Annotated in this window: 9 protein-coding genes and 1 tRNA gene; 3 read left to right on the forward strand and 7 right to left on the reverse strand. The window is 70.0% G+C overall.

All coding sequences use genetic code 11. The annotated features are described in order from the left end of the window. Positions 1 to 29: 29 nt before the first annotated feature. The 3 genes from FRAAL_RS28930 to FRAAL_RS28940 form a co-directional block, all read right to left on the reverse strand. Positions 30 to 9,386, reverse strand: coding sequence for a DUF7927 domain-containing protein (locus FRAAL_RS28930; protein ID WP_157892252.1), 9,357 nt, complete (start codon positions 9,384 to 9,386; stop codon positions 30 to 32). Between the two features lie 89 nt (positions 9,387 to 9,475). Further along, positions 9,476 to 10,546 carry a fimbrial biogenesis chaperone gene (locus tag FRAAL_RS28935; RefSeq protein WP_157892253.1) on the reverse strand — a complete coding sequence of 357 codons (1,071 nt, stop codon included), beginning with the start codon at positions 10,544 to 10,546 and terminating at the stop codon, positions 9,476 to 9,478. Positions 10,547 to 10,653: 107 nt separating this feature from the next. Then, positions 10,654 to 11,190 (reverse strand): hypothetical protein, encoded by a 537-nt coding sequence (locus FRAAL_RS28940; RefSeq protein ID WP_231861414.1) that lies wholly within the window; start codon positions 11,188 to 11,190, stop codon positions 10,654 to 10,656. A gap of 86 nt (positions 11,191 to 11,276) precedes the next feature. Between FRAAL_RS28940 and FRAAL_RS35680 the strand changes: the two genes are divergently transcribed. After that, entirely contained in the window at positions 11,277 to 11,399 is a 123-nt protein-coding gene (locus FRAAL_RS35680; protein WP_256788229.1) for a hypothetical protein, read from the forward strand. Positions 11,400 to 11,774: 375 nt separating this feature from the next. Here the strand turns inward: FRAAL_RS35680 and FRAAL_RS28945 are convergent. The 3 genes from FRAAL_RS28945 to FRAAL_RS28955 all read right to left on the reverse strand — a co-directional run bounded on the left by FRAAL_RS28945 (position 11,775) and on the right by FRAAL_RS28955 (position 15,386). After that, positions 11,775 to 11,845, reverse strand: a tRNA-Gly gene (locus tag FRAAL_RS28945). A 194-nt stretch (positions 11,846 to 12,039) separates the two neighbouring features. Next, on the reverse strand, positions 12,040 to 14,601 hold the full coding sequence (locus tag FRAAL_RS28950; protein WP_011607670.1) for a glycoside hydrolase family 65 protein: 2,562 nt from the start codon (positions 14,599 to 14,601) through the stop codon (positions 12,040 to 12,042). After that, positions 14,598 to 15,386 carry a beta-phosphoglucomutase family hydrolase gene (locus tag FRAAL_RS28955; protein ID WP_011607671.1) on the reverse strand — a complete coding sequence of 263 codons (789 nt, stop codon included), beginning with the start codon at positions 15,384 to 15,386 and terminating at the stop codon, positions 14,598 to 14,600. Before FRAAL_RS28955 ends, FRAAL_RS28950 begins: the two co-directional genes overlap by 4 nt. A 227-nt stretch (positions 15,387 to 15,613) precedes the next feature. On the opposite strand from FRAAL_RS28955, the gene dcd reads away from it, so the two are divergent. Continuing rightward, entirely contained in the window at positions 15,614 to 16,213 is a 600-nt protein-coding gene (gene dcd / locus FRAAL_RS28960; protein WP_011607672.1) for a dCTP deaminase, read from the forward strand. 166 nt (positions 16,214 to 16,379) lie between these two features. Here the strand turns inward: dcd and FRAAL_RS28965 are convergent, their stop codons facing one another. Further along, positions 16,380 to 18,581, reverse strand: coding sequence for a (Fe-S)-binding protein (locus FRAAL_RS28965; RefSeq protein ID WP_011607673.1), 2,202 nt, complete (start codon positions 18,579 to 18,581; stop codon positions 16,380 to 16,382). Positions 18,582 to 19,252: 671 nt separating this feature from the next. Here FRAAL_RS28965 and FRAAL_RS28970 point away from each other — a divergent pair. Then, positions 19,253 to 20,497, forward strand: coding sequence for a nuclease-related domain-containing protein (locus FRAAL_RS28970; protein ID WP_011607674.1), 1,245 nt, complete (start codon positions 19,253 to 19,255; stop codon positions 20,495 to 20,497). Positions 20,498 to 20,805 lie beyond the last annotated feature (308 nt).

Here is a 20,805-nt window from a genome sequence, read left to right on the forward strand (position 1 = left end):
CCGCCATCCTCATCGACTGGCCGCCATCCTCATTGACTGGCCGCTATGTAGTCGAGCGTGGTGGAGTACGTGTCGGAGGCGACGAAGGGAACATCGATCGCATAGTCGTTGCTGACCGCGTCCCCGCCCGGGGCCGACGGCTGTCCCTTCGAATAGACCGGCACCGCCACCGTGTCGGACAACGGGGTAAAGGTCGACGTCCCGGACTGCCGAACCAGCAGGGAGCTCACCGGGATGGAGTCGCCGTTGCCGGCCGTCTGCCCCGTCAGGGTCGGCGACGTCGCCTGGACCGCGACCGTGTATCCGTCCGTGCTGTTCGTGGTGACGGTCATGGTCACCGCCCCGTTCTGGACGACGGAACTGTTCGGTTCGCCGGTGAGGGTGAAGGCGGGGGTGAGATCGGTCAGGGCCAGGCTCTGGGCGGTGATGGCCGTCGCGGTCGTGCAGGCCGGTTCGGTGCCGGTGCCGGTGCAGGTGCTGCCGGCGGCCGTGGACGCGACCCGGTTCACCAGGTCCGCGCCCGCGGTCGCGGCGTCGTCGACCGTCACCGAGTAGGTGATGGTGACTCCGGCGCCGACCGCGAGATTCCCGGTCCAGGTGAGCGTGGGCGCGGCGTAGGTGACCGTGCCGGCGCTGGCCGCGGCGTCCGCGTTGTAGGTCGCGTTGTTCACGACCGTCGCCAGGCTGTCGGTGATGGTCGCGCCGGTGTAGGCGGCCTGCCCGTTGTTCGTCGCGGTGATCGTGTACTGGACGGTCGAGCCGACGACGGCCGACGTCTGGTCGACCGTCTTGGTGATCGCCAGGGCCGGCACCAGCACCGCGGTGGTCGTCGTGCAGGCGGCGTCGGCGCTGCCGGTCAGGCAGGTGGAGCCCGCGGTGGTCGAGGCGACCGCGTTGATCGCGACGTGGTCGCCGTTGGCCGGCAGGGCCGTGGTCACCGAATAGGTGATGGTCGCCGTCGCCCCGAGGGCGAGATTCCCGGTCCAGGTCAGGTCGGGCGAGGTGAACGCGACGGTGCCCGTGCTGGCCGTGGCGTCGCCGTTGTAGGCGGCGTCGTCGAGCACGTCGGCGAGATCGTCGGTGAACGAGGCGCCCGTGTAGGGGGTCTGCCCGGTGTTCACCACGGTGACCGTGTAGCTGATCGCGCTGCCCGCGACGACGGTCGCGTTGCCGGTGCCGGTCGCGGCGGCCTTGGTGATCGTCAGGGCGGGGACGAGCACCGGAACCGCGACCCGGCAACCGAGCCCGCCGCTCCCGTCGGTCGGGCAGGTGCTCCCGATCGCGGGCGAGGTCACGGCGTTGTTCAGCGTCCGGTCGCCGAGGTCCGGATCGTTGACCGTGACCGAATAGCTGATCGTCACGCTCGCGCCGATCGCCAGGTCACCCGTCCAGGTCACCGTCGGCGCCGCGTACGTCACCGTCCCGCTCGTGGCGCTCGCGTCGGCGTTGTAGACCGCGTCGGCGAGCAGGCCGGTGAGGTTGTCGCTCACCGAGGCGCCCTGGTAGGCCGACTCCCCGTTGTTCGTCACGGTGATCGTGTAGGTGACGGTGCCACCCGGGGTCACCGTCGTGACGTCAGCCGCCTTGGCGATGGCGAGCCTGGGAGCCAGGAGCGTGACGGTGGCGCTGCAGTCCGGGTTCGTGTTCCCCGCCGGGCAGTTGCTGCCCGCCGTCGGGGAGGACGCGGCCGCCGTCATGGTCCGGTCCCCGGTGTCCGGGTTGTTCACCGTGACCGAGCCGGTGATCGTCAACGTCTGCCCGATCGCCAGATCCCCGACCCAGTTCAGTTGGCCGGTCGTCAGGTTGAGCTGGAGCAGGCCCGAGGAGGCGACCGCGTCGGCGTTGTAGGTCGCGTCGTCCAGCAGGCCGAGGAAGGCGGCGTTCACCTCGGCGTTGGTGTACGCGGTCGCCCCGGTGTTGGTGGTGGTGAGCGTGAACAGGACCGTCTGCGTCGGGATGGCCGTCGACGTGTCCGCCGTGAAGGTGGTCACGAGTTCACTGACCAGTACCGAGGCGGAGCACCGCGAGTCCGTGCTTCCGGTGGCGCAGTTGTTGCCCGCCACCGTGGAACTGACGCTGTTGGCGAGTTTGGCGTCGCCGGTGTCGGGGGTCAGCACGGTGACCGAATAGGTGATCGTGGTCGAGCTGCCCGGATTCAGGTTCCCGGTCCAGGTGAGCGTCGGGCTGGCGAAGCCGACGGTGCCCACGGTCGCGGCCGCGTCGTTGTTGTAGGTGGCGTCGTCGAGCACCCCGGTCAGCGCGTCGCTGACCACGGCACCCGAGTAGGGAGTCTGCCCGGAGTTGGTCACGGCGATGGTGAAGGTGACCGTGCCGCCGGGCACCGTCGTCGCCGCGCTGGCCGACTTCACGATCGTCAGCGCCGGGGTGAGGACGACCACATTGTGGCCGCAGCCCGTGCTCCCGCTGGCCGGCAGACAGGAACTGCCCACGTCGGTCGAGGCCAGGACACTGGCGAGGATCTTGTCACCCGGATCGGGGTTTCGCACGGTCACCGAGAAGGTCACGATCACCACCTCGTCGACGGCGAGGTCACCCGACCAGGAGACTGTCGGGCTCGCGAAACTCACCGTCCCGGCGGAGGCGGTGGCGTTCCCGCCGTAGACGGCATCGTCCAGGGCACCGCCAAGGTCGTTGGTGACGGTCGCCCCGGTGTAGGGCGTTTCACCGCTGTTCGTGATCGTGACGGTGTACGTCACGACACCACCAGGAACAGTCGCATTGACATTCGTCGCCGTCGTCATCGTCAGGCCGGGGAGCAGCACTGGCACACTTTCGAAACAAGCCGGATCAGTGCCACCCGTCGGGCAGTTGCTACCAGGCGCATCCGAGACGATGGAGCCCTTCAGCACCCGGTTCCCGGTATCCGGATCATTGACCTGAACACTTCCAATAATGGTCACGGTGCCACCCACCGGAATGTTGCCTGTCCACTGCAGCCCGGTCGCGCCGACCACCATCGTTCCCGAGCTGGCGCTCTGACCGCCGTAGGGGGAGGAGTCGTCCACGACGTCGTCACCGACCAGCGAGGCCGTGATCCCGGTGTAGGGAGTCTGTCCCGTGTTGGTGAAGGTGGTGGTGAAGGTGACTATTCCACCGGGGGTCGTCGACGTCACGTTCGCGGACTCGGCGAACGTCAGCTCACTGACCGTGACCGTGGCTGTGCACCGCGGGTCAGTACTCGCCGCCTGGCAGTTGCTCCCGACCGAGGCCGATGCCACCGAGTCGACCAGGATGTCGTCGCCGGTGCCGGGACCAGTCACCCCGACGGAGTAGGTGATGGTGACCGATCCGGACGCCGGTACGTCACCGGTCCACGACAACACCGGCGCGGTGTAGCTCACGATGCCGGCGGACGCGACCGCGTCGGCGTTGTAGGTGGCGTCGGTCAGAACGTCGGTCAGGTCGTCGGTGAAGGCCGCTCCCAGGTAGGGCGTGAGCCCGGCGTTCGCCACCGTGACCGTGTAGTGCACCGTTCCCCCGGCGGCCACCGAAGGCGCGTCCGCTTCCTTCGTGAACGTCAGGAGCGCCGCCGCCACGACCGGGAGCACGACGGTGCAGCGCGGATCGGATCCGCCGGACGGGCAGTTGGAGCCCCCGGTCGTCGAGACGATCGTGCTGGCCAGCGACTCGTTCCCCGGATCGGGATTCCTCACCGTCACCGAATAGGTGATCGTCGCGGTCGCGCCCGGATTGAGGCTGCCTGTCCAGCTCAGCGTGGCGCCGGCGAAGGATGGCGTGCCGGTGGAGGCCGTGACATCCGCGTTGTAGGTCGCGTCGTCCAGGACCGCGCTCAGCGGGTTGCTGAAGGTGGCCGCCGGATACGCCGTCTGGCCCGAGTTGGTCACCGTGACGGTATAGACGACCACCTGGCCCGGCACCGCGTTGTTTTCATCCGCCGTCTGTTCGATCGTCAACGCCGGGGTGAGGACGACGACGCTCGACCGGCAGGCCGGATTTCCGCCGGCAGGCAGGCAGCTACTCCCGACGGCCTCCGAGGTGACGGCGCTGGCGAGTATCTTGTCGCCCGGATCCGGATCAAGCACGGTCACGGAGAAGGTGATCGTGACGACAGCGCCGAGGGCCACGTTTCCGGTCCAGGAGATCGTCGGCGCCGTATAGGTCGCCGCGCCCGAGGAGGCCGACACGTCACCGTTGTAGACGGCGTCGTCGAGCAGACCGGCCAGGGCGTCGGTCACCGTGACACCGGTGTAGGGGGTCTGGCCGCTGTTCGTCACGGTCACCGTGTAGTCGACGGTGTCTCCCGGCTGCACGGTCGCGGCATTCGCCGATGTCGCGATGGTCAGGCCGGGAACGACCACGTTCGCCGTGGCCGTGCACCGCGGATCGCTGCTGCCGGCCGGGCAGTTGCTTCCCGGGGCGGCGGACTGGGTCACCAGGGTCATTACCAGGTTCCCGGGGTCGGGATTCTTGACCGTCACGGTGGAGGCGAGGGTGACGACGCCGCCGACGGGGATGTCACCTCTCCAGATGGCCCCCTGGCCGGGATTAACGGAGATCGTGCCGGAGGAGGCCGTCTGATCACCGTTTCCCACGGCGTCGTCGGTGATGCCCGTTCCGTTGAAACCGACGGTGATTCCGTTGTAGGCAGTCTGCCCGGTGTTCGTGAAGGTGATGTTCAACCCGACTACGGAGCCGGGAGTCGCCGTCGGCGAACCGAAGCTCGAGTTGAAGATCAACTGGGACACCGGCACCGCCACGGTGCAGCGAGCATCCGTGCCTCCGGTCGGACAGTTGCTCCCGACCGTGGGCGAGGTGATGGTGTCGGTCAGGATCGCGTCGCCGGTGAGGGAGCTGTGGGTCGTGACCGAGTAGGTGATCGTCGCCGAGGCGCTGGGCGCGAGATCTCCCAGCCAGGTCACGGCGGGCGCGGTGTAGCCGACGGTGCCCGAGGTCGCCGTGGCGTCGGCGTTGTAGGTCGCGTCGTCGAGCAGACCGCTGAGCGAATCAGTGAAGGATGCCCCGGTGTACGGAGTCGGCCCGGAGTTCGTCACGGTCACCGTGTAGGTGACCACCCCGCCGGGGGTCGTCGTCGCCGAGCTGGCCGTCTTCGCGATGGTCAGGTCCGGTACCAGCACCTGTACCACCGCCGTGCAGGCCGAGTCGCTGCCGCCGACCGGGCAGTTGCTGCCGATCGCCGGCGAGGTGACGGTGTTGACCAGGAGCTTGTCGCCCGGATCCGGGTCGAGCACGGTGATGGTGTAGGTGATGGTCGCACTCGCCCCGGCGGCGAGGCTCCCGGTCCAGGTGAGGTTCGGCGCGGAGTACGCGACCGTGCCGGTGGACGCGGTGGCGTCGGCGTTGTAGGTGGCGTCGGAGAGCACTCCGGCCAGCGAGCTGGTGACCGTGGTGCCGGTGTAGGCGGTCTCCCCCGTGTTCGTCAGCGACACGGTGTAGGTGACGGTGCCACCGGGCGTCACGGTGGAGACGTCCGCGGTGTTCGTGATGGCCAGGCCCGGCGTCAGCACCGGCACCGTGGAGGTACAGGCGGGTAGCGCGTTGCCGACCGGGCAGGTGCTGCCCTGCGTCGCCGAGCTGACGATGGTGGTCAGGACCTTGTTGCCCGTGTCGGGGTTCTTGACGGTGAGCGAGAGGGTCACGACCACCGAGGCACCCGGCGCGAGGCTGCCCGTCCAGACCAGGGAGCCGCCGACGTTCGCGATCTGCCCCGTCGTGGTGGCGCCGTCCTGGTTGTAGGTCGCGTCGTCCACCACATTGGCGAACGGCACCGAGAAGGTCGCGTTGGGGAACGGGGTCTGGCCGTCGTTCACCGCCGTGTAGGTGAAGCCCACCACCTGGTCCGGCTCGGCCGTGGTCACCGTGCTCGCGGAGGTGATCGTCAGGACCGAGACGGTCACCGCGGTCGAGCAGCGCGGGTCGGTCCCCCCGACCGGGCAGGTCGTCCCCACCGTCGGGGAGGTCACCGTGTCGGACAGGATCTGGTTGCCCGTGTCGGAATTGTTCACCGTGACCGAGTAGGTGACGGTCACCGCCGCCCCCGCGGCGAGGTTCCCGGTCCAGGTGAGGTTCGGGCTGGTGAAGGCGACCGCGCCGATCGTGGCCGTCGCGTCCGCGTTGTAGGTGGCGTCGTCGAGCACCCCGGCCAGGGCGTCGGTGAAGGTCACGCCCGAGAATGCCGCCGCACCCGTGTTGGTGGCGGTGACGGTGTAGGTCACGACGCCGCCGGGCGCGGCCGAGGTCGCGTTCGAGGACTTCACGATCACGATGGGGCCGGAGCCGACGGTGAGGGTGACCGCCTGGGTGTCGGTGGCCCCGAACGCGTCGCTGACCTGGACCGTGAACGGGGTGCTGCCGGCCGTGGTGGGCGTCCCGGACAGGACCCCGGTCGAGGAGTTCAGGGTGAGCCCCGGCGGCAGGCTGCCCGCGCTGACCGACCAGGTGAACGGCGCGGTCCCCCCGGTGACCACGAGGGTGTTGCTGTAGGCGACACCCACCTGGCCGGCCGGGGGAGCCGGGAACGCCAGGTTCGGCCGCGGCACGATCACCAGGCTGACGGACTTCGTCACCGCCTGGCCGAAGGCGTCCACGACCCGGACGGTGAACGACGCGGTGCCCGCCGCGGTCGGGGTGCCCGACAGCAGACCCGTCGAGGAGTTCAGGGTGACCCCGGGTGGCAGCGACCCCGCGCTGACCGACCAGACGAACGGGCTCGTGCCGCCCGACACCGTCAGCTGGTTGCTGTAGCCCACCCCGACCTCGCCCGCCGGCGGTGGCGGGAAGGGGAGGGTCGGGGCCGACGCGATCGAGATCGTCAGGCTCTGCGTCGCGGCCTGCCCGCTGGCGTCCGCCACCCGGACGGTGAACGGATAGCTGCCGGCCGTCGTCGGCGTGCCCGAGAGCAGACCCGTGGCGGCGTTGAGGCTCAGGCCCGGCGGCAGGCTGCCGGTGCTGATCGACCAGGTGAACGGGGCGGTTCCGCCGGAGACGGTGAACTGGTCGGTGTAGGCCGCCCCGACCTCGCCCAGCGGCGGCGCCGGCAGGGCCAGGCTCGGCGAGACGTTGATCGTCACGGCTGTGGAGGCGGCCGACTGGGGTCCGGTCCCGGCCGCGTTGATCGCCGCGACCCGGAAGGTGTAGGTGGTTCCGCCGGTCAGCCCGGTGATGCTCTGCGTCGTCGCCGTGCTCGTGAAGGTCTGCGCCGTCTGCGCGACCCCGCCGATGTAGGGGGTCACGACGTACCCGGTGATGGCGCTGCCGTTGCTGGCCGGCGCCGTCCAGGACAGGTTCGCCGAGGTGCTGCCCGCGCTGACCGCCGTGATCGTCGGCGCGGCCGGCAGGGCGTAGGGCACCACGGCCGCCGAGGCGGGGCTCGCCGCTCCCGTGCCGACCGCGTTCACGGCCGCGACCGTGAACGTGTACGAGGCGGCGGCGGTCAGGCCGGTGAGCGTGCGGGTCGTCGTCGAGGCGTCGAAGGACACCGGCGTCTGCGCCACCCCGTTACGGATCGGGGTGACGACGTAGCCGATGATGGTGCTGCCGTTGCTCGCCGGGGCGACCCAGGTGACCGTGGCGCTGGTGACCCCCGCCGTGGCGGTCGGCGCCACCGGGGTCGCGGGTGCGCTCGTGTACACGTACGACGTCACCCCCGCCACCCCGACCGTCACGACGGTGACCCCCACCGTCGCCGCGCTGGTCCGGGCGGGCATCGACGAGATCGCCAGCGAGCCGTTGGCGTTGACGGTGAAGCAGCCGGCGGCGGGCCCCGACTGGCAGGGCAGCAGCACCACCGGGGTACCCGCCTGCTGCTGCGCGGTCGTCCCGATCTCGATCGCCGTCGCGCCGGTGATGTTGGTCCCCGTCACCGTGGCCGCACCACCGCCGGAGATCGACCCCGAGGTCGGGGAGATCGCGATCCCGGTGGGGGTCGCCGCGATCGTTCCCGCCGTGGCCGCGGCGCCGAAGCCCGGGTTCGCGTCGCTCGCCGAGGCGGTGGTGGTCGTCGCGGATCGGACGAACGCCGGGGTGACGCTCGCACCGGTGACGATCGCCACCACGGTGATCGGGGTCAGACTGGTCCCGTTGGTGAAGGGTCCGTTGCTGTTGGTGCAGGTGATCGTCTGCCCGCTCGGGGCCTGACAGACCCAGCCGGAGCCGAACGCGCCCACCGGGACCACGCCCGCCGGCATCGTCTGCGTCACCGCGATGGGCAGGGACTCGTCCGCCCCGGCGCTGACGCCGGCGGTCACGCTGTAGGTCACCGGATCACCCGGTGCGAGGGTCGTCTGGGTGAAACTGGTCGCGGCGACGTTGAGCTGCGGAACCGGGTTGAAGGTCACCACCCTGGTGTTGTCGATCTCGTGGAAGTCGGTGGAGCCGCCGGTGGAACCCACCCAGCCGAAGGCCAGCTGCCGGGGGATGCCGGCCGGCGTCGTCCAGCTCGACGACGGGTACAGCCCGCTGGGCACGGTGGGCAGCGTTCCGCTCAGGGTTCGCGACGTCCCGCCCACCGGCGTGAAGATGACCTTGTAGGAGCCGGGGGTCGCGGAGACACCCGAGTCCGTGACGATGGTCTGCGCGGTGGGGTTGACCACCACCTCGACGGGCACCACCGAGGCCGCGCGGGTGGCGGCGTGCAACGGCACCACCGGCGAGGATGTTGTCGTCGCCGTGCTGTTCACCGCGCAGTACCCGACTGTTCCCGCGCCGGGGCCGCGTACGACGACCTGCCCCTTGACCTGCGCGCCGGTGGTGGAGATGTAGGCCGGATTGGTGCAGCCCGAGCCCTGGTACGTGGTGTTGCTGAAGTTGCCGAAGACATCCAGGCCGACTCCCAGGTAGGCGGTGCTCAGCCCGCTGAGGCCGGCCGCGAGCCAGGCCGAGTAGCCGAGTCCGCCGCCGAGCTGGCCCATGCGCGCCGGCGCCGTCGGAGCGGCCGGATCGACCGCGGCCAGCACGAACGCGATGCCGTCGGCGCTGCTGCCGCCGTACTGGTACGAGTTGAAGGTGACGTCCAGTCCCTGCGAGGTCGGCACGCTGGTCGCGCCGAAGACCCCGCCCTGCAGGCTGGTCGCGTTGGCGGTCAGGCGTAGTTTCCCGGCGCCCTGGGCATCGTTGCTGGAGGTACAGCTTCGCAGCACCCCGGTGTTCGAGTTGCCGCTCGCGGTCAGACACGCCTGGTTGCCGCCGGTGGCGCTGACCGGTGGCAACGGCAGCGCGACCGAGCCGAGCCCGTCCGGTGTGTTGTTGTGGAACGGCTGATTGAACAGAAGGGTACCGGCGGCGTAGGCGACGGTCGGCATGAGAGCCGAAATCGAACCGGACAGAAAAAGGCTCACCAGGCCGATGACCAGCGCCTTGAATGCACGCCCACCACGGATCGCCGCCATCTTCCGCGGAGATCTCCGTCTCGTTCCCCTCACACCGTTCATTACATAGAGTTTATAGTCGATGACCTTAAGTAACAAGCGTCGGCCGACTATGAATCGGGCGTGTCGTCCCGGGTCTCGGATTCCGGGCTCAGGAGGTCCCGAGCGAGGTCGGTGCTTCCGCCGTCGGTGGTCTCACCGGCCTGACGCGGCTCGACGAAATCCTCCCGCCGCCGCAGGGCACGGGCCTCCGCAAGAATTCGCGCCCGGTAGCGCCGGCGTATGAACACACCGAGCAGGAGGATGACGACGGCGACGGCGACAAACAGCGCCGCCTGGCCGACCGGAAAGAGCACGACTCTGGCACGCGCGCTACTGACGCTGCCTTTCGAGCCAGGAACGGCGACCTCCGCCCGGCAGACACACATGCGTGGCGGATCGTTCCACCGCGCGGTGACCACCCGGGTCGCCCCGCGCTGCACGGTAAAGTCGGGGAAGGCGACGTCCCGCCCGTCGACCCGAACTTTGAGATGTCCCTTTCCGCGGAAGTCGCGGTGCACTGTGCCGGTGTTCCGCAGCGTCGCGGTGAAGTCGATCGGTCCGCTCGTCGCGAATCCCGAGGTCCGCAACGAGGTGACCCGGACGGTGTCGTCCACCGGGCCCGGCACCGTGATGTAGAGCGGAGCGCCGATCCCGCGGTTCAGCCGGATCGTCCTTCCGTCCTTCAGCGCGGGCACCATGAACAGCATCGCAACGTGGTGATCGCCCGGCTCCGGATGCGGCGGAACGGCGATCCGCACGGCGACGATCTGGCGGGTGCCCGGCTCCAGATGGAACGCGGCCGGGCTGACCGTTATCCAGTTCATCGCCGACTGCGGGCCCTCGTCGCGTTTGAACTGGAGGGTCCCGTCCCGGCCGGCCGTGAAGCCCGCCCTGTTGACCACGATGTCGAGCGGCAGGCGACCACGATTACTCACCGCGAAGTGCTGGTCCTTCGCGAGCTGCTCCTGCGGAATCACCAGCCTCGTCGGACTGACGCTCAGTCCGAAGTCCGCTTTGGGGGGAGAAGGTGCGGGGGTCGACGCAGTCGCACTGGACACCGGGCCGACCAGTGCTACCGTCAATGCGAGACACGTGGCCACCACAATTGCCCAACCGCCCAGCCGAAGCCGGTTGGTCATCGTCGACCCACCGCCATGTTCTTCTCTCCCTTATGCGTATCCGGGACCCGATGCCGCCCGAAGTCAGCTATGTCCCACAGCCGTTTCCGGCTGCCTCGGAGGAATTACTACAGGGTGGTGGCGACGTAGTCGAGGACCGCAGAGTAGGTGTCCGGAGTCACGAACGGAATGGTGATCTGGTAGTCGTTTGTGAAGGTGTCACCCGCCTCTGCGGAGGGCGTGGCCTGGGTGTGTACCGTAACGGGCGTTCCGAAGACCAACGGGGTGAAGGCGGTGGTTCCCGCCTCGCGGACCCGAAGGTCGCCGATCGGAATCGTGTCGGTGTTGCCCGGCGTCGTCGGATTCAGGGTGGGCGTCTCCGGCGCGACCGTCACCGTGTAACCCTCGTTGTTGTTGGTTGTCACCGTGAACGTGACGGGCGGGGCCGTGGTCGATACGGTCTCGCCCGGGTTGCCGGCCAGGGTGAACGACGGCACGAGGCCGGTGAGCGTGATGGACGAACCGACCACGACGTTGGCTATGGTGGTCTGGGTGGACGTCTGGCCAGGTACCGCGTTCGCTCCGGTGCTCAATCCTCCTATGACGGTCGCCACACCGGCCGTGACGACGAGACCGCGCCTGAGCGCGGTGCGTGATTCACGCACTAGGGACATTCTGGGCTCCACTTCCTCGGGCTGACTACGCAGAGTGTTTTGATTACTACTCAGCGTGTCAAGAATCGAGGCTCTCGGTGAGCGTCTTCCTCGGGCAGGTCCGCTCCGGCCGGCAGGTACGCCACGGCGACCAGGATGATTCCGGCGGGGCATGGACACTCGCCGACAACGCCGACGATCGGCCCTCGGCCCGTCGCTGACCCCGACTCCGACCCCGACGGAGACGACCGGACCGCGACCGCGCCGGAAAGGTGCGAAGGCGAGCCGACAAGGTCGGGTTACGACTGAACACGGCGATGGGTCGGCCTACCCGGCGGGGCTGGCCGCGTCTCCTACGCTGTGCCCGCCTCGGTGTTACGCCTCTTCTGATCTCCGGCCGGGGCGACAGGGAGGTCGACCCCAGAATGACAGCCGCCGCACCGGGGTCCGCGGCCTCGACAGCGGCGGTGTCCGAGCAGTCGCCATCATCGAGGTCGCTGAGAAGTCCAGGCGTTCACCCGAGGCTCCAGAGCTGAAGCCTGGCAACGGCAGAATGAGCAGGTCCGGCGATCCCGGACGAGCCTCACCCAAGTCTGAGCGGGCGACGGGAATCGAACCCGCGTTGCAAGCTTGGGAAGCTCGTGTTCTGCCTCTGAACTACGCCCGCGTAGTGCATCCGCATCGTACCGGATCGCGCGGCAGGCGGGGCAGGGCGGGTGCGGCGGGGCGGGACACGGAAGGCCCGTGCCCCCCGCCCGCCGCCGCCGGCGGCCCGACCCTGACAGTCCCGCATCGCCGCCGCCGCCGTCGTCGTCGGCTTGGCCTGCATGCCGGTCGGGACGCCGGCGGCGTGCGCCGATGTCAGCCGTCCACGGTGCTGCCGGTGGCGGAGGGGACCGCGCCAGCGGTGCTTCCGGAGCCGCCGCGACCACCGGTGTGGCCGCCGACTCCGCTGTGGCCACCGACTCCCGGGTGGCCGCCGACTCCGCTGTGGCCACCGTGGCCGCCGCCGACGCTGGCGGCGCCGCCTGCGCTGGAGCCGGCGCCGGGGTTGGACGGGCCACCCTCACCGGGCGGACGCAGGAAGCGCAGCGGCTCGCGGCCGGCCGGCTGCCTGGGTCGTTCCAGCACGGGGGCGGGCGGCACGTCCAGGCTCACCGGCTCGCCCGGCTGGACCCGCACCGTCTGGCCGTGGTGGAGCAGGGTCATCGCCGGACCCTCGGAGACGGTGTAGGTCGCCGTCGCATCGGACACCTCCACCCGCAGGTGACGCCCGCGCACGCAGAGGCCGAAGGCAAGCCTGGTCAGGCCCTCCGGCAGGCGGGGCGAGAAGGCGATGACCTCGCCGCCGTCGCGCAGGCCGCCGAAGCCCTCCACGAGGGCGATCCAACTTCCCGCGAGCGAGGCCATGTGCAGGCCGTCGCCGGTGTTGTGCTCGATGTCGCGCAGGTCCATCAGCGCGGCCTCGCGCAGGTAGTCGTGGGCGAGGGAGAGGTGGCCGCACTCGGCGGCCATCACGGCCTGGCAGCAGGCCGACAGCGAGGAGTCCCGGACGGTCAGCGCCTCGTAGTAGGCGAAGTTGCGGATCTTCTCGTCCATGGTGAACGCGTCGCCGCAGCGCTGCATCGCGAGCACGAGGTCCGCCTGCTTGACGACCTGCTTGCGGTAGAGGTCGAAGTAGGGGAAGTGCAACAGCAGCGGGTACTGCTCGGCCGTGGTGTGCTCGAAGTCCCACACCTGGTGCTCGGTGAAGCCCTCGGACTGCGGGTGGACCCCGAGATGGGGGTCGTAGGGGATGAACATGTCCTCGGCCGCGTCCCGCCAGGAGGCCGTCACCTCGGCGTCCACGCCGAGCTCGGCGGCGCGGTCGGGATGGCGGCGGGCGGCGTCCGCGGCGGCGATGAGGTTTCGCTGCGCCATCAGGTTCGTGTAGACGTTGTTGTCGGCGATCGCCGAGTACTCGTCCGGGCCGGTGACGCCGTCGATGCGGAACCGGCCGTCGAGGTCGTGGTGACCCAGCGAGCGCCACAGCCGCGCAGTCTCGACCAGGATCTCGAGGCCGACCTCGCGTTCGAACCGCTCGTCCTCGGTGACGTTGACGTAGCGGGCGACCGCGTCGGCGATGTCGGCGTTCACGTGGAACGCCGCCGTCCCCGCCGGCCAGTACCCGGAGCACTCCTCGCCGTGGATGGTGCGCCAGGGAAACGCCGCACCCGCGAGGTCGAGCAGCTCGGCGCGCTCCCGGGCCAGCGGCAGGGTCGCGTGCCGCCAGCGCAGCGCGTCGCCCGCGGCGGCCGGGGCCGTGTAGGTCAACACCGGCAGCACGTAGGTCTCGGAGTCCCAGAAGGCGTGCCCGTCATAGCCCGGACCGGTCAGGCCCTTCGCCGGGATGGCGCGCCGCTCCGCCCGGGCGGCCGACTGCAGGACGTGGAACAGCGCGAACCGGACGGCCTGTTGGACCTCCGGGTCGCCGTCGACCTCGACGTCGGCGCGCGCCCAGAACGCGTCGAGGTACTCCTTCTGCTCGCGTACCAGGCCGCCCCAGCCGGTCTGGCGGGCGGCGACGAGCGCGGCCACGGCCTGGTCGCGCAACGCCGGCAGGGACCGCTGCTCGGACCAGCCGTACGCGAGCCACTTGACCATCCGCAGCTTCTGGCCGGGCAGCAGCACGACCGTCGCGGTGACCCGACCCGCGTCGGGCTCGCTCTCCGAGGAGATGCCCAGCGAGTCCGGGCCCTCGAAGTGATGATCCATGGCGGCGGCGACCCGGATCTCGCTGTGCCGGGTGATGTGGACGGTCTCGACCTTGGTCCCGTCGGCACGGTGACGCTCGGAGATCAGCGGCGACTCCAGCGCGGCGGCGGCCCGCGGGTCCCCGCGCCAGGTCGGGAGCTGCTCGTTGGCGACCAGCTCCGACTGGATGACGACCCGGGCCGGATCGCCGATCGCCTCGACCTCGTAGTAGAAGGCGGCGATGGACCGCTGGGAGAACGACACCAGCCGCTCGGAATGCACCCGGATCGTCTGGCCGGCCGGTGAGACCCATTCCACGTCGCGGGTGAGCACGCCCTCCCGGAAGTCGATCATCCGCTGATGCGACAGCAGTTCGCCGTACCGGATGTCGAACGGCTCGTCATCCACCAACAACCTGATGATCTTGCCATCGGTGACGTTGATGACCGTCTGCCCTGACTCGGGATATCCGTACCCGGCCTCGGCGTACGGCAAAGGGCGCAGTTCGTGCACGGAGTTCAGGTAGGAGCCGGGCAGTCCGTGGGGATCACCCTCGTCGAGGTTTCCGCGCAGCCCGATGTGGCCGTTGGACAACGCGAACAACGATTCGGACCGGCCCAGATCGTAGAGGTCGACTCCGGATTCCCGGATCGCCCACGGCTCGATCAGATAGGACGCCTTGTCGATCATGCCGGGCCGCGCCCGGCGGCGGACGGCGTGGACGGCGTGGACGGCGCGAGCAGATCGGCCAGATCCTCGACGACGATGTCGGCGCCGTGCTTGCGCAACTGCTCGGCGTGCCCCTGCCCCACCCGGTCGACGCCGACCACGTAGCCGAAGCCCCCGGCCCGGCCGGCCTCGACGCCGGCCAGGGCGTCCTCGAACACCGCCGCCCGCTCCGGCGGCACGCCGAGCAACCTGGCGCCGGCGAGAAAGGTGTCCGGCGCCGGCTTGCCGGCCAGGTGGTCCCGGGCCGCGACCACGCCGTCGACGACCGCGTCGACGAAGGCGTCGAGGCCGGTGGATCGCAGCACCTCCACGCAGTTGGCGCTGGAGGAGACCACGGCCCGGGGCACCCCACGCCTCGACAGCTCCTCCAGATAGGTCCTCGAGCCCGGGTAGACCTCCACGCCGTCGGTCCGGATCCGCTTCAGGAGCAGGATGTTCTTGCGGTTGGACAGGGCGTTCACGGTCAGCGCGGACGGCGGGTCGTCCGCGGTCCCCTCGGGCAGCCGGATGTGGCGGGCGGCGAGGAAGGCGCGTACCCCGTCGACCCGGGGCCGGCCGTCGACGTATTCGGCGTAGTCCCCGCCGATGTCGAACGGGACGAACGGTTCACCGGACCGACTGGCCCAGTTCTCCAGAAAGTCGTCGAACATCTCCTTCCACGCGGCGGCGTGCACCGTCGCCGTGTTGGTGAGCACCCCGTCGAGATCGAACAGGCACGCCTGAATGTGATCGGGTAGCCCGAGCATGCTTCTCCCGCCTGTGTTCGCATTCCCCGCCTCTCCGCCGGGGACGCCCCGTTCCGGCCGGGCGTTCCCCGAGCGGACACGTCTCTCCTACCCCTGTCACGCTACGTCTCACTCCTTCGGTCGACCCCTCGGCCGACCCCCGGCCGACCCTCGACCGACCCCACCGCCGACGGCGACCGGCCGGACGGGCGGTGAAGATCGACCGCGCATGCTCTAACGTCCACGACGTGCTGCTGTCCGACCGGGACATCCGGACCGAGATCACCGCGGGCCGGATTCGCCTCGACCCCCACGACCCCGCCCTGATCCAGCCGTCCAGCATCGACCTGCGGCTGGACCGCTGGTTCCGGGTCTTCGCCAACCACCGGTACAGCCACATCGACCCGTCGGTCGAGCAGGAGGATCTCACCGAACTCATCGCGCCCGACGGCGACGAGCCGTTCGTGCTGCACCCGGGCGAGTTCGTGCTCGGCTCGACGCTGGAGATCGTCACCCTGCCGGACGACCTGGCGGGCCGGCTGGAGGGGAAGTCGAGCCTGGGCCGGCTCGGGCTGCTCACGCACTCGACGGCCGGTTTCATCGATCCCGGCTTCTCCGGGCACGTCACGTTGGAGCTGTCGAACGTCGCGACGCTGCCGATCAAGCTCTGGCCGGGCATGAAGATCGGCCAGCTCTGCCTGTTCCGGCTGACCTCGCCGGCCGAGCACTCCTACGGCTCGGCCGTCTACGGCTCCCGCTACCAGGGCCAGCGCGGTCCGACGCCGTCCCGCGCCTACCGCGACTTCACCCGCGCCCCCGTCCCGAACGGCGAACTCCCGCCCGCCTGACCCGCCGGCCTCCTTGCTTGTCCAGAGGGTTCTGCGCCCGATTTATCCCTCCGGACAAGCAGGGACGTGCCGGCCCCGTGCCGGCCGGGGACCGTAGACGACGAACCGGGGCCCTCGCCGCTGGCGAGGGCCCCGGTTGCGGTGGGGCTGGTGGAGCTGGCGCAGGTCAGCCGACGGGCTCGGCGGGGGTCGTCGCCGGCGCCGCCGGGGCCAGCGAGCGGGCCAGGAGCTGGGAGACGTCGAGCACCTCGACGCTCTCCTTCGCCTCACCCGCGAGCTTCTTCTCGGTGACGGCGTCGGTCAGCATCACGATGCAGAACGGGCACGCGGTGGACACGACGTCCGGGTCGAGGCCGAGGGCCTCCTCCATCCGGTCGACGTTCACCCGCTTGCCGATCTTCTCTTCCATCCACATCCGCGCGCCGCCGGCGCCGCAGCAGAACCCACGGTCCTTGCAGCGGTGCATCTCCTGACCGCGGATACCGGGGATGGCCTCGAGGATCTCCCGCGGCGGGGTGTAGACCTTGTTGTGCCGGCCGAGGAAGCACGGGTCGTGGTAGGTGACCGAGGAGTCGATCGGAGTGATCGGCACCAGCTTGCGCTCCTCGACGAGCTTGCCGAGCAGCTGGGTGTGGTGGACGACCTCGTACTCGCCGCCGAGCGAGGAGTACTCCCGGGCGAGGCTGTTGAAGCAGTGCGGGCAGGTCGCGACGATCTTCTTGACGCCCGTTTCGTTCAGCAGCTCGATGTTCGCCTTGGCCATCTCCTGGTAGAGGTACTCGTTGCCGAGCCGGCGGGCCGGGTCACCGGTGCAGGACTCGTTGGTGCCGAGGATCGCGAACTCGACGCCCGCGGTGTGCAGCAGCTCGGCGAAGGCCCGCGCGACCTTCTTCGCCCGGTCCTCGATGGCACCGGCGCAGCCGACCCAGTACAGGTACTCGACGTCCTCGGGAATCTGCTCGCCATCCCCGATGATCCGCACCTCGAAGGGCAGGCCCTCGGTCCACTCGGTGCGGGTCCGCGGCGACACGCCCCACGGGTTGCCGTTGTTCTCGAGGTTGCGCAGCATGACGCCGGCCTCGGACGGGAACGCCGACTCGATCATCACCTGGTAGCGGCGCATGTCGACGATGTGGTCGACGTGCTCGATGTCCACCGGGCACTGCTCGACGCAGGCGCCGCAGTTGGTGCACGACCACAGCACGTCGGGGTCGATGACCCCGCCCTCCTCGGCGGTCCCGACGAGCGGCCGGTCCACCTGGGGCTGGCCGGGCTCGGGCACGCGGCCGAAGCCGGACTCGGGCACGCCGTGGTGGGCGTGGGCGTCCTCTTCGACCCCGGTGACCGCCTTCGGTGCCTCCTCGCCCTCGGCCTCGCCCTTCGTCGACAGCAGGTAGGGCGCCTTGGCGAAGAGGTGGTCCCGCAGGTCCATGATCAGCAGCTTCGGCGACAGCGGCTTGCCGGTGTTCCAGGCGGGGCACTGGCTCTGGCAGCGCCCGCACTCGGTGCAGGTGGCGAAGTCGAGCATCGCCTTCCAGGTGAAGTCCTCGACCTTGCCGACGCCGACGAGCGGCTCGTCCTCCTCCATCAGCTTCTCGATGTCGGGGGTGCTGCCGAGCGGGCCGAGGGCGGCGGGCTCCCGCTTGAGCACGACGTTGATCGGGGCCAGGCCGATGTGCAGGTGCTTGGAGTACACCACCAGGACGGAGAAGCCCATGATGACGGCGATGTTGAGCAGCAGGAAGGCCGTCTCGATGTCCTCGTTCACATCGTGCGAGAGGCCCGAGAAGATCCGGCTGACGACGTAGGAGGCGAAGGCCCACTTGGTCTGGCCCTGCGGCAGGTTCCCGGTGTTGTACTGGGCGCCGCGGTAGATCAGCAGGGTCCCGACGACGGCCGTGATCAGGCCGAGGATGACCCACGCCGGTCCGGTGTGCGAGCCGTAGAAACGCGACTTCCGCTCCAGCCGGGCGGGCGCGTTCTTGACCCGGATGATCGTGAATGCAGCCAGTCCGGCGAGCACCGCCACGGAGAAGAAGTCCTCCAGGAAGCCGATGGCCGCCCAGTGACCGAATCCCGGAATGTGGAAGTCGTCGTCGAACAGACCGCCATAGGCCTCGATGACGGTCAACAACAGAATCGTGAATCCCCAGAAGGTGAAGAAGTGCGCGATGCCCGGCACCGACCACTTCAACAGCTTCCGCTGACCACCGACCTCGCTGATCTCGGTCCAGATGCGCTTCGGCAGGTCGTCCAGCCGGCCCTGCGCCGGCTGTCCCGACCTGATCAGCCGGAACAGCCAGAACACCCGGCGTCCGGCTACCGCGAGAGCGATCAGCGTGATCGCTCCACCGATCGCAATTCTCACAGCATCCTCCATCTGGCACCCACCATTGCGGGTGAGCCTACTCGTACCGGCCAGTAACAAATGGGACGAGTGATCCGCACCACCCGTTCGACGAGCCCCGTCCCATCCGACGAGCCCCGTCCCATCCACCGACCAAGGTCGTCTTCGCGATCCGGGTGCGGACGGCGTTGACCTCTTCAGCCGGCGGCGAGCCCGCCTACCACCCGACCCTGCCACGACGTGGTCCGAGCGGCCCGTTATAGGGGGTCCGAAGGCCCGATCACCCGCACCGGGTGCTCTGGACTGCTACTTTCAGTGGCAGATGCCCAACCGACGCGCAACGCCCCGCACCGCCGCGACTACCGCGCCGTCGCGCACCCGCGCCGGCCTCGGCGGGCGGCCGGCGGCGGGCGCGGCGCCAGCACCGTCCCGCCACGTCCGACCACGTCCCGCCCACGTCCGCGCCGCGAAGTCACCCGAGTCGATGATGTCAACCCTTGTGCTACAGGGATCTTCGACGCACCATGGGGACGGCCTTTCGCCCACGCTGACCGGGCGATCGTGTGTCCCGCGGTGCATGCTTCTCCCCGGCATGCGTGGGCTCGGTGCCAGCGCTGTCGCGACGACGCCCGGCGTTCCCGGCGGACGGGCCGCTACCAACGTTGACGACCCCTGCGACCATGGTGGGCACGATGGCAACGATCACCCGGCCGACGATGACCCGAGTCGGCCGTCCCGGGCAGTCCCTGCAGACGGAGTACCAGCGGGCCCGGGAGAACCAGGCACTGGTCCGGCGGGACCGGCTGACGCGGCAGGTCCCCCGCATCGCGGCCCGGGCGGCCGTGGTCGGCTTCGTCCTCGCCCTGGTCATCGGCTTCGGGGTCGGGCAGCCCGGCATCGCGATCGCCGCGTTCTTTCTGGTCTTCCTGGCCTGGCCGGCCGGCATCATCATCGCCGCGTACGGCACCGCACCGGACATCGAGTCGCTGCGGGAGGGCGCCGAGGCCGAACGCAGGACCGCCCGGGCCATCGCCCGGCTGCGCCGGCAGGGCTACATCATCCTCCACGACCGGTCCGTGCCGTACTCGGAGGCGACCATCGGCCACCTCGTGATCGGTCCCGGCGGGGTGATGGTGCTCGGCAGTGACAACAGCAAGGGGACCGTCCGTTACACCAAGGGCGGGGCGATCTGTGACGGCGAGTCGCTCAAGCCGGTGATCGACCGGGCCTCCTGGCTGGGCGGCGAGGTCCGCAGCCAGATTCGGGCCGCGCTGCCGATGCTCAAGATCCCGGTCAGCCCGATCCTGGTGATGGTCGAGGCCAACGTGCTGTGGAGCGACGGCGCCGTCGACGGTGTGACGATCATCAGTATCAAGGACGTCCCCAACTTCATCCGCAAGAAGCCCGGCCGCCTCAACCCGGGCGAGGTACGGCAGATCATCGCCGCGGCGGAGCGACTGTTCCCGGCCTTCTCGGCCAACCGCCTGGCCGACCAGGTCACCGTCGACCGGGACCAGTGGCTGAGCCTGATGGACGCGCTGCGCACCATCCGCGAGCGCGACGGCGACGCCAGCGACATGCTCGACCGGCTCGCCCAGATCGAGGCCGACCTGGGCCGGCAGGTCGACCTCAGCGAGCGGACCGGGATGCCGCTGGCCGTCCCGGGCCGCGAGGCGCCGGGCGAGGCCGCGGACCTCGCCGAGGACGACCCGCCCGACGCCGCCGGCGGCCCGGTGACCTCGATCGGCCTGGCCGCCCCGGGCGGCGGGGGCGCCCGGCAACGCCCCGGCGCCCGCCGGGGTCGCATCCTGGCAGCCGTACGGCCGCCGCGGGCGACCTCCGTGCCACCCCGCAGCGGCGCCGCAGGCAGCCTCGGCGACCCCTCGGACGGCTCCCCGTCCGACGAGGCGAAGCCGCAGCCACCCACCGACTCCTGACCGGCCAACGCCCGCCACGATCCCCGCACCCGACGCCGCCCGCCGGTCCCCGACCGGCGGGCGGCGTCGGGTCTGTGGCATGCCCAGCGGCCTGCCCGTGGGAATCCTCTCCGGGTTCGCAAAGTTGAGTGTGGCAGACTCACCTCTGCCGGGTTATGCTAGGGGCCGTCATCATGAGTCAGGAAGGCTCAACCTCCTGATACGCCCTAGCGTAAGCAGGACCGCACTCTCCGGGTGACCCTCGGAGAGCCGGTCCACCGAGAGGTTCAACCCCACGAGGTCGGCCCGCACGCACCGCCCGCGCGCCG

Source organism: Frankia alni ACN14a (assembly GCF_000058485.1).
Lineage (GTDB): Bacteria > Actinomycetota > Actinomycetes > Frankiales > Frankiaceae > Frankia > Frankia alni.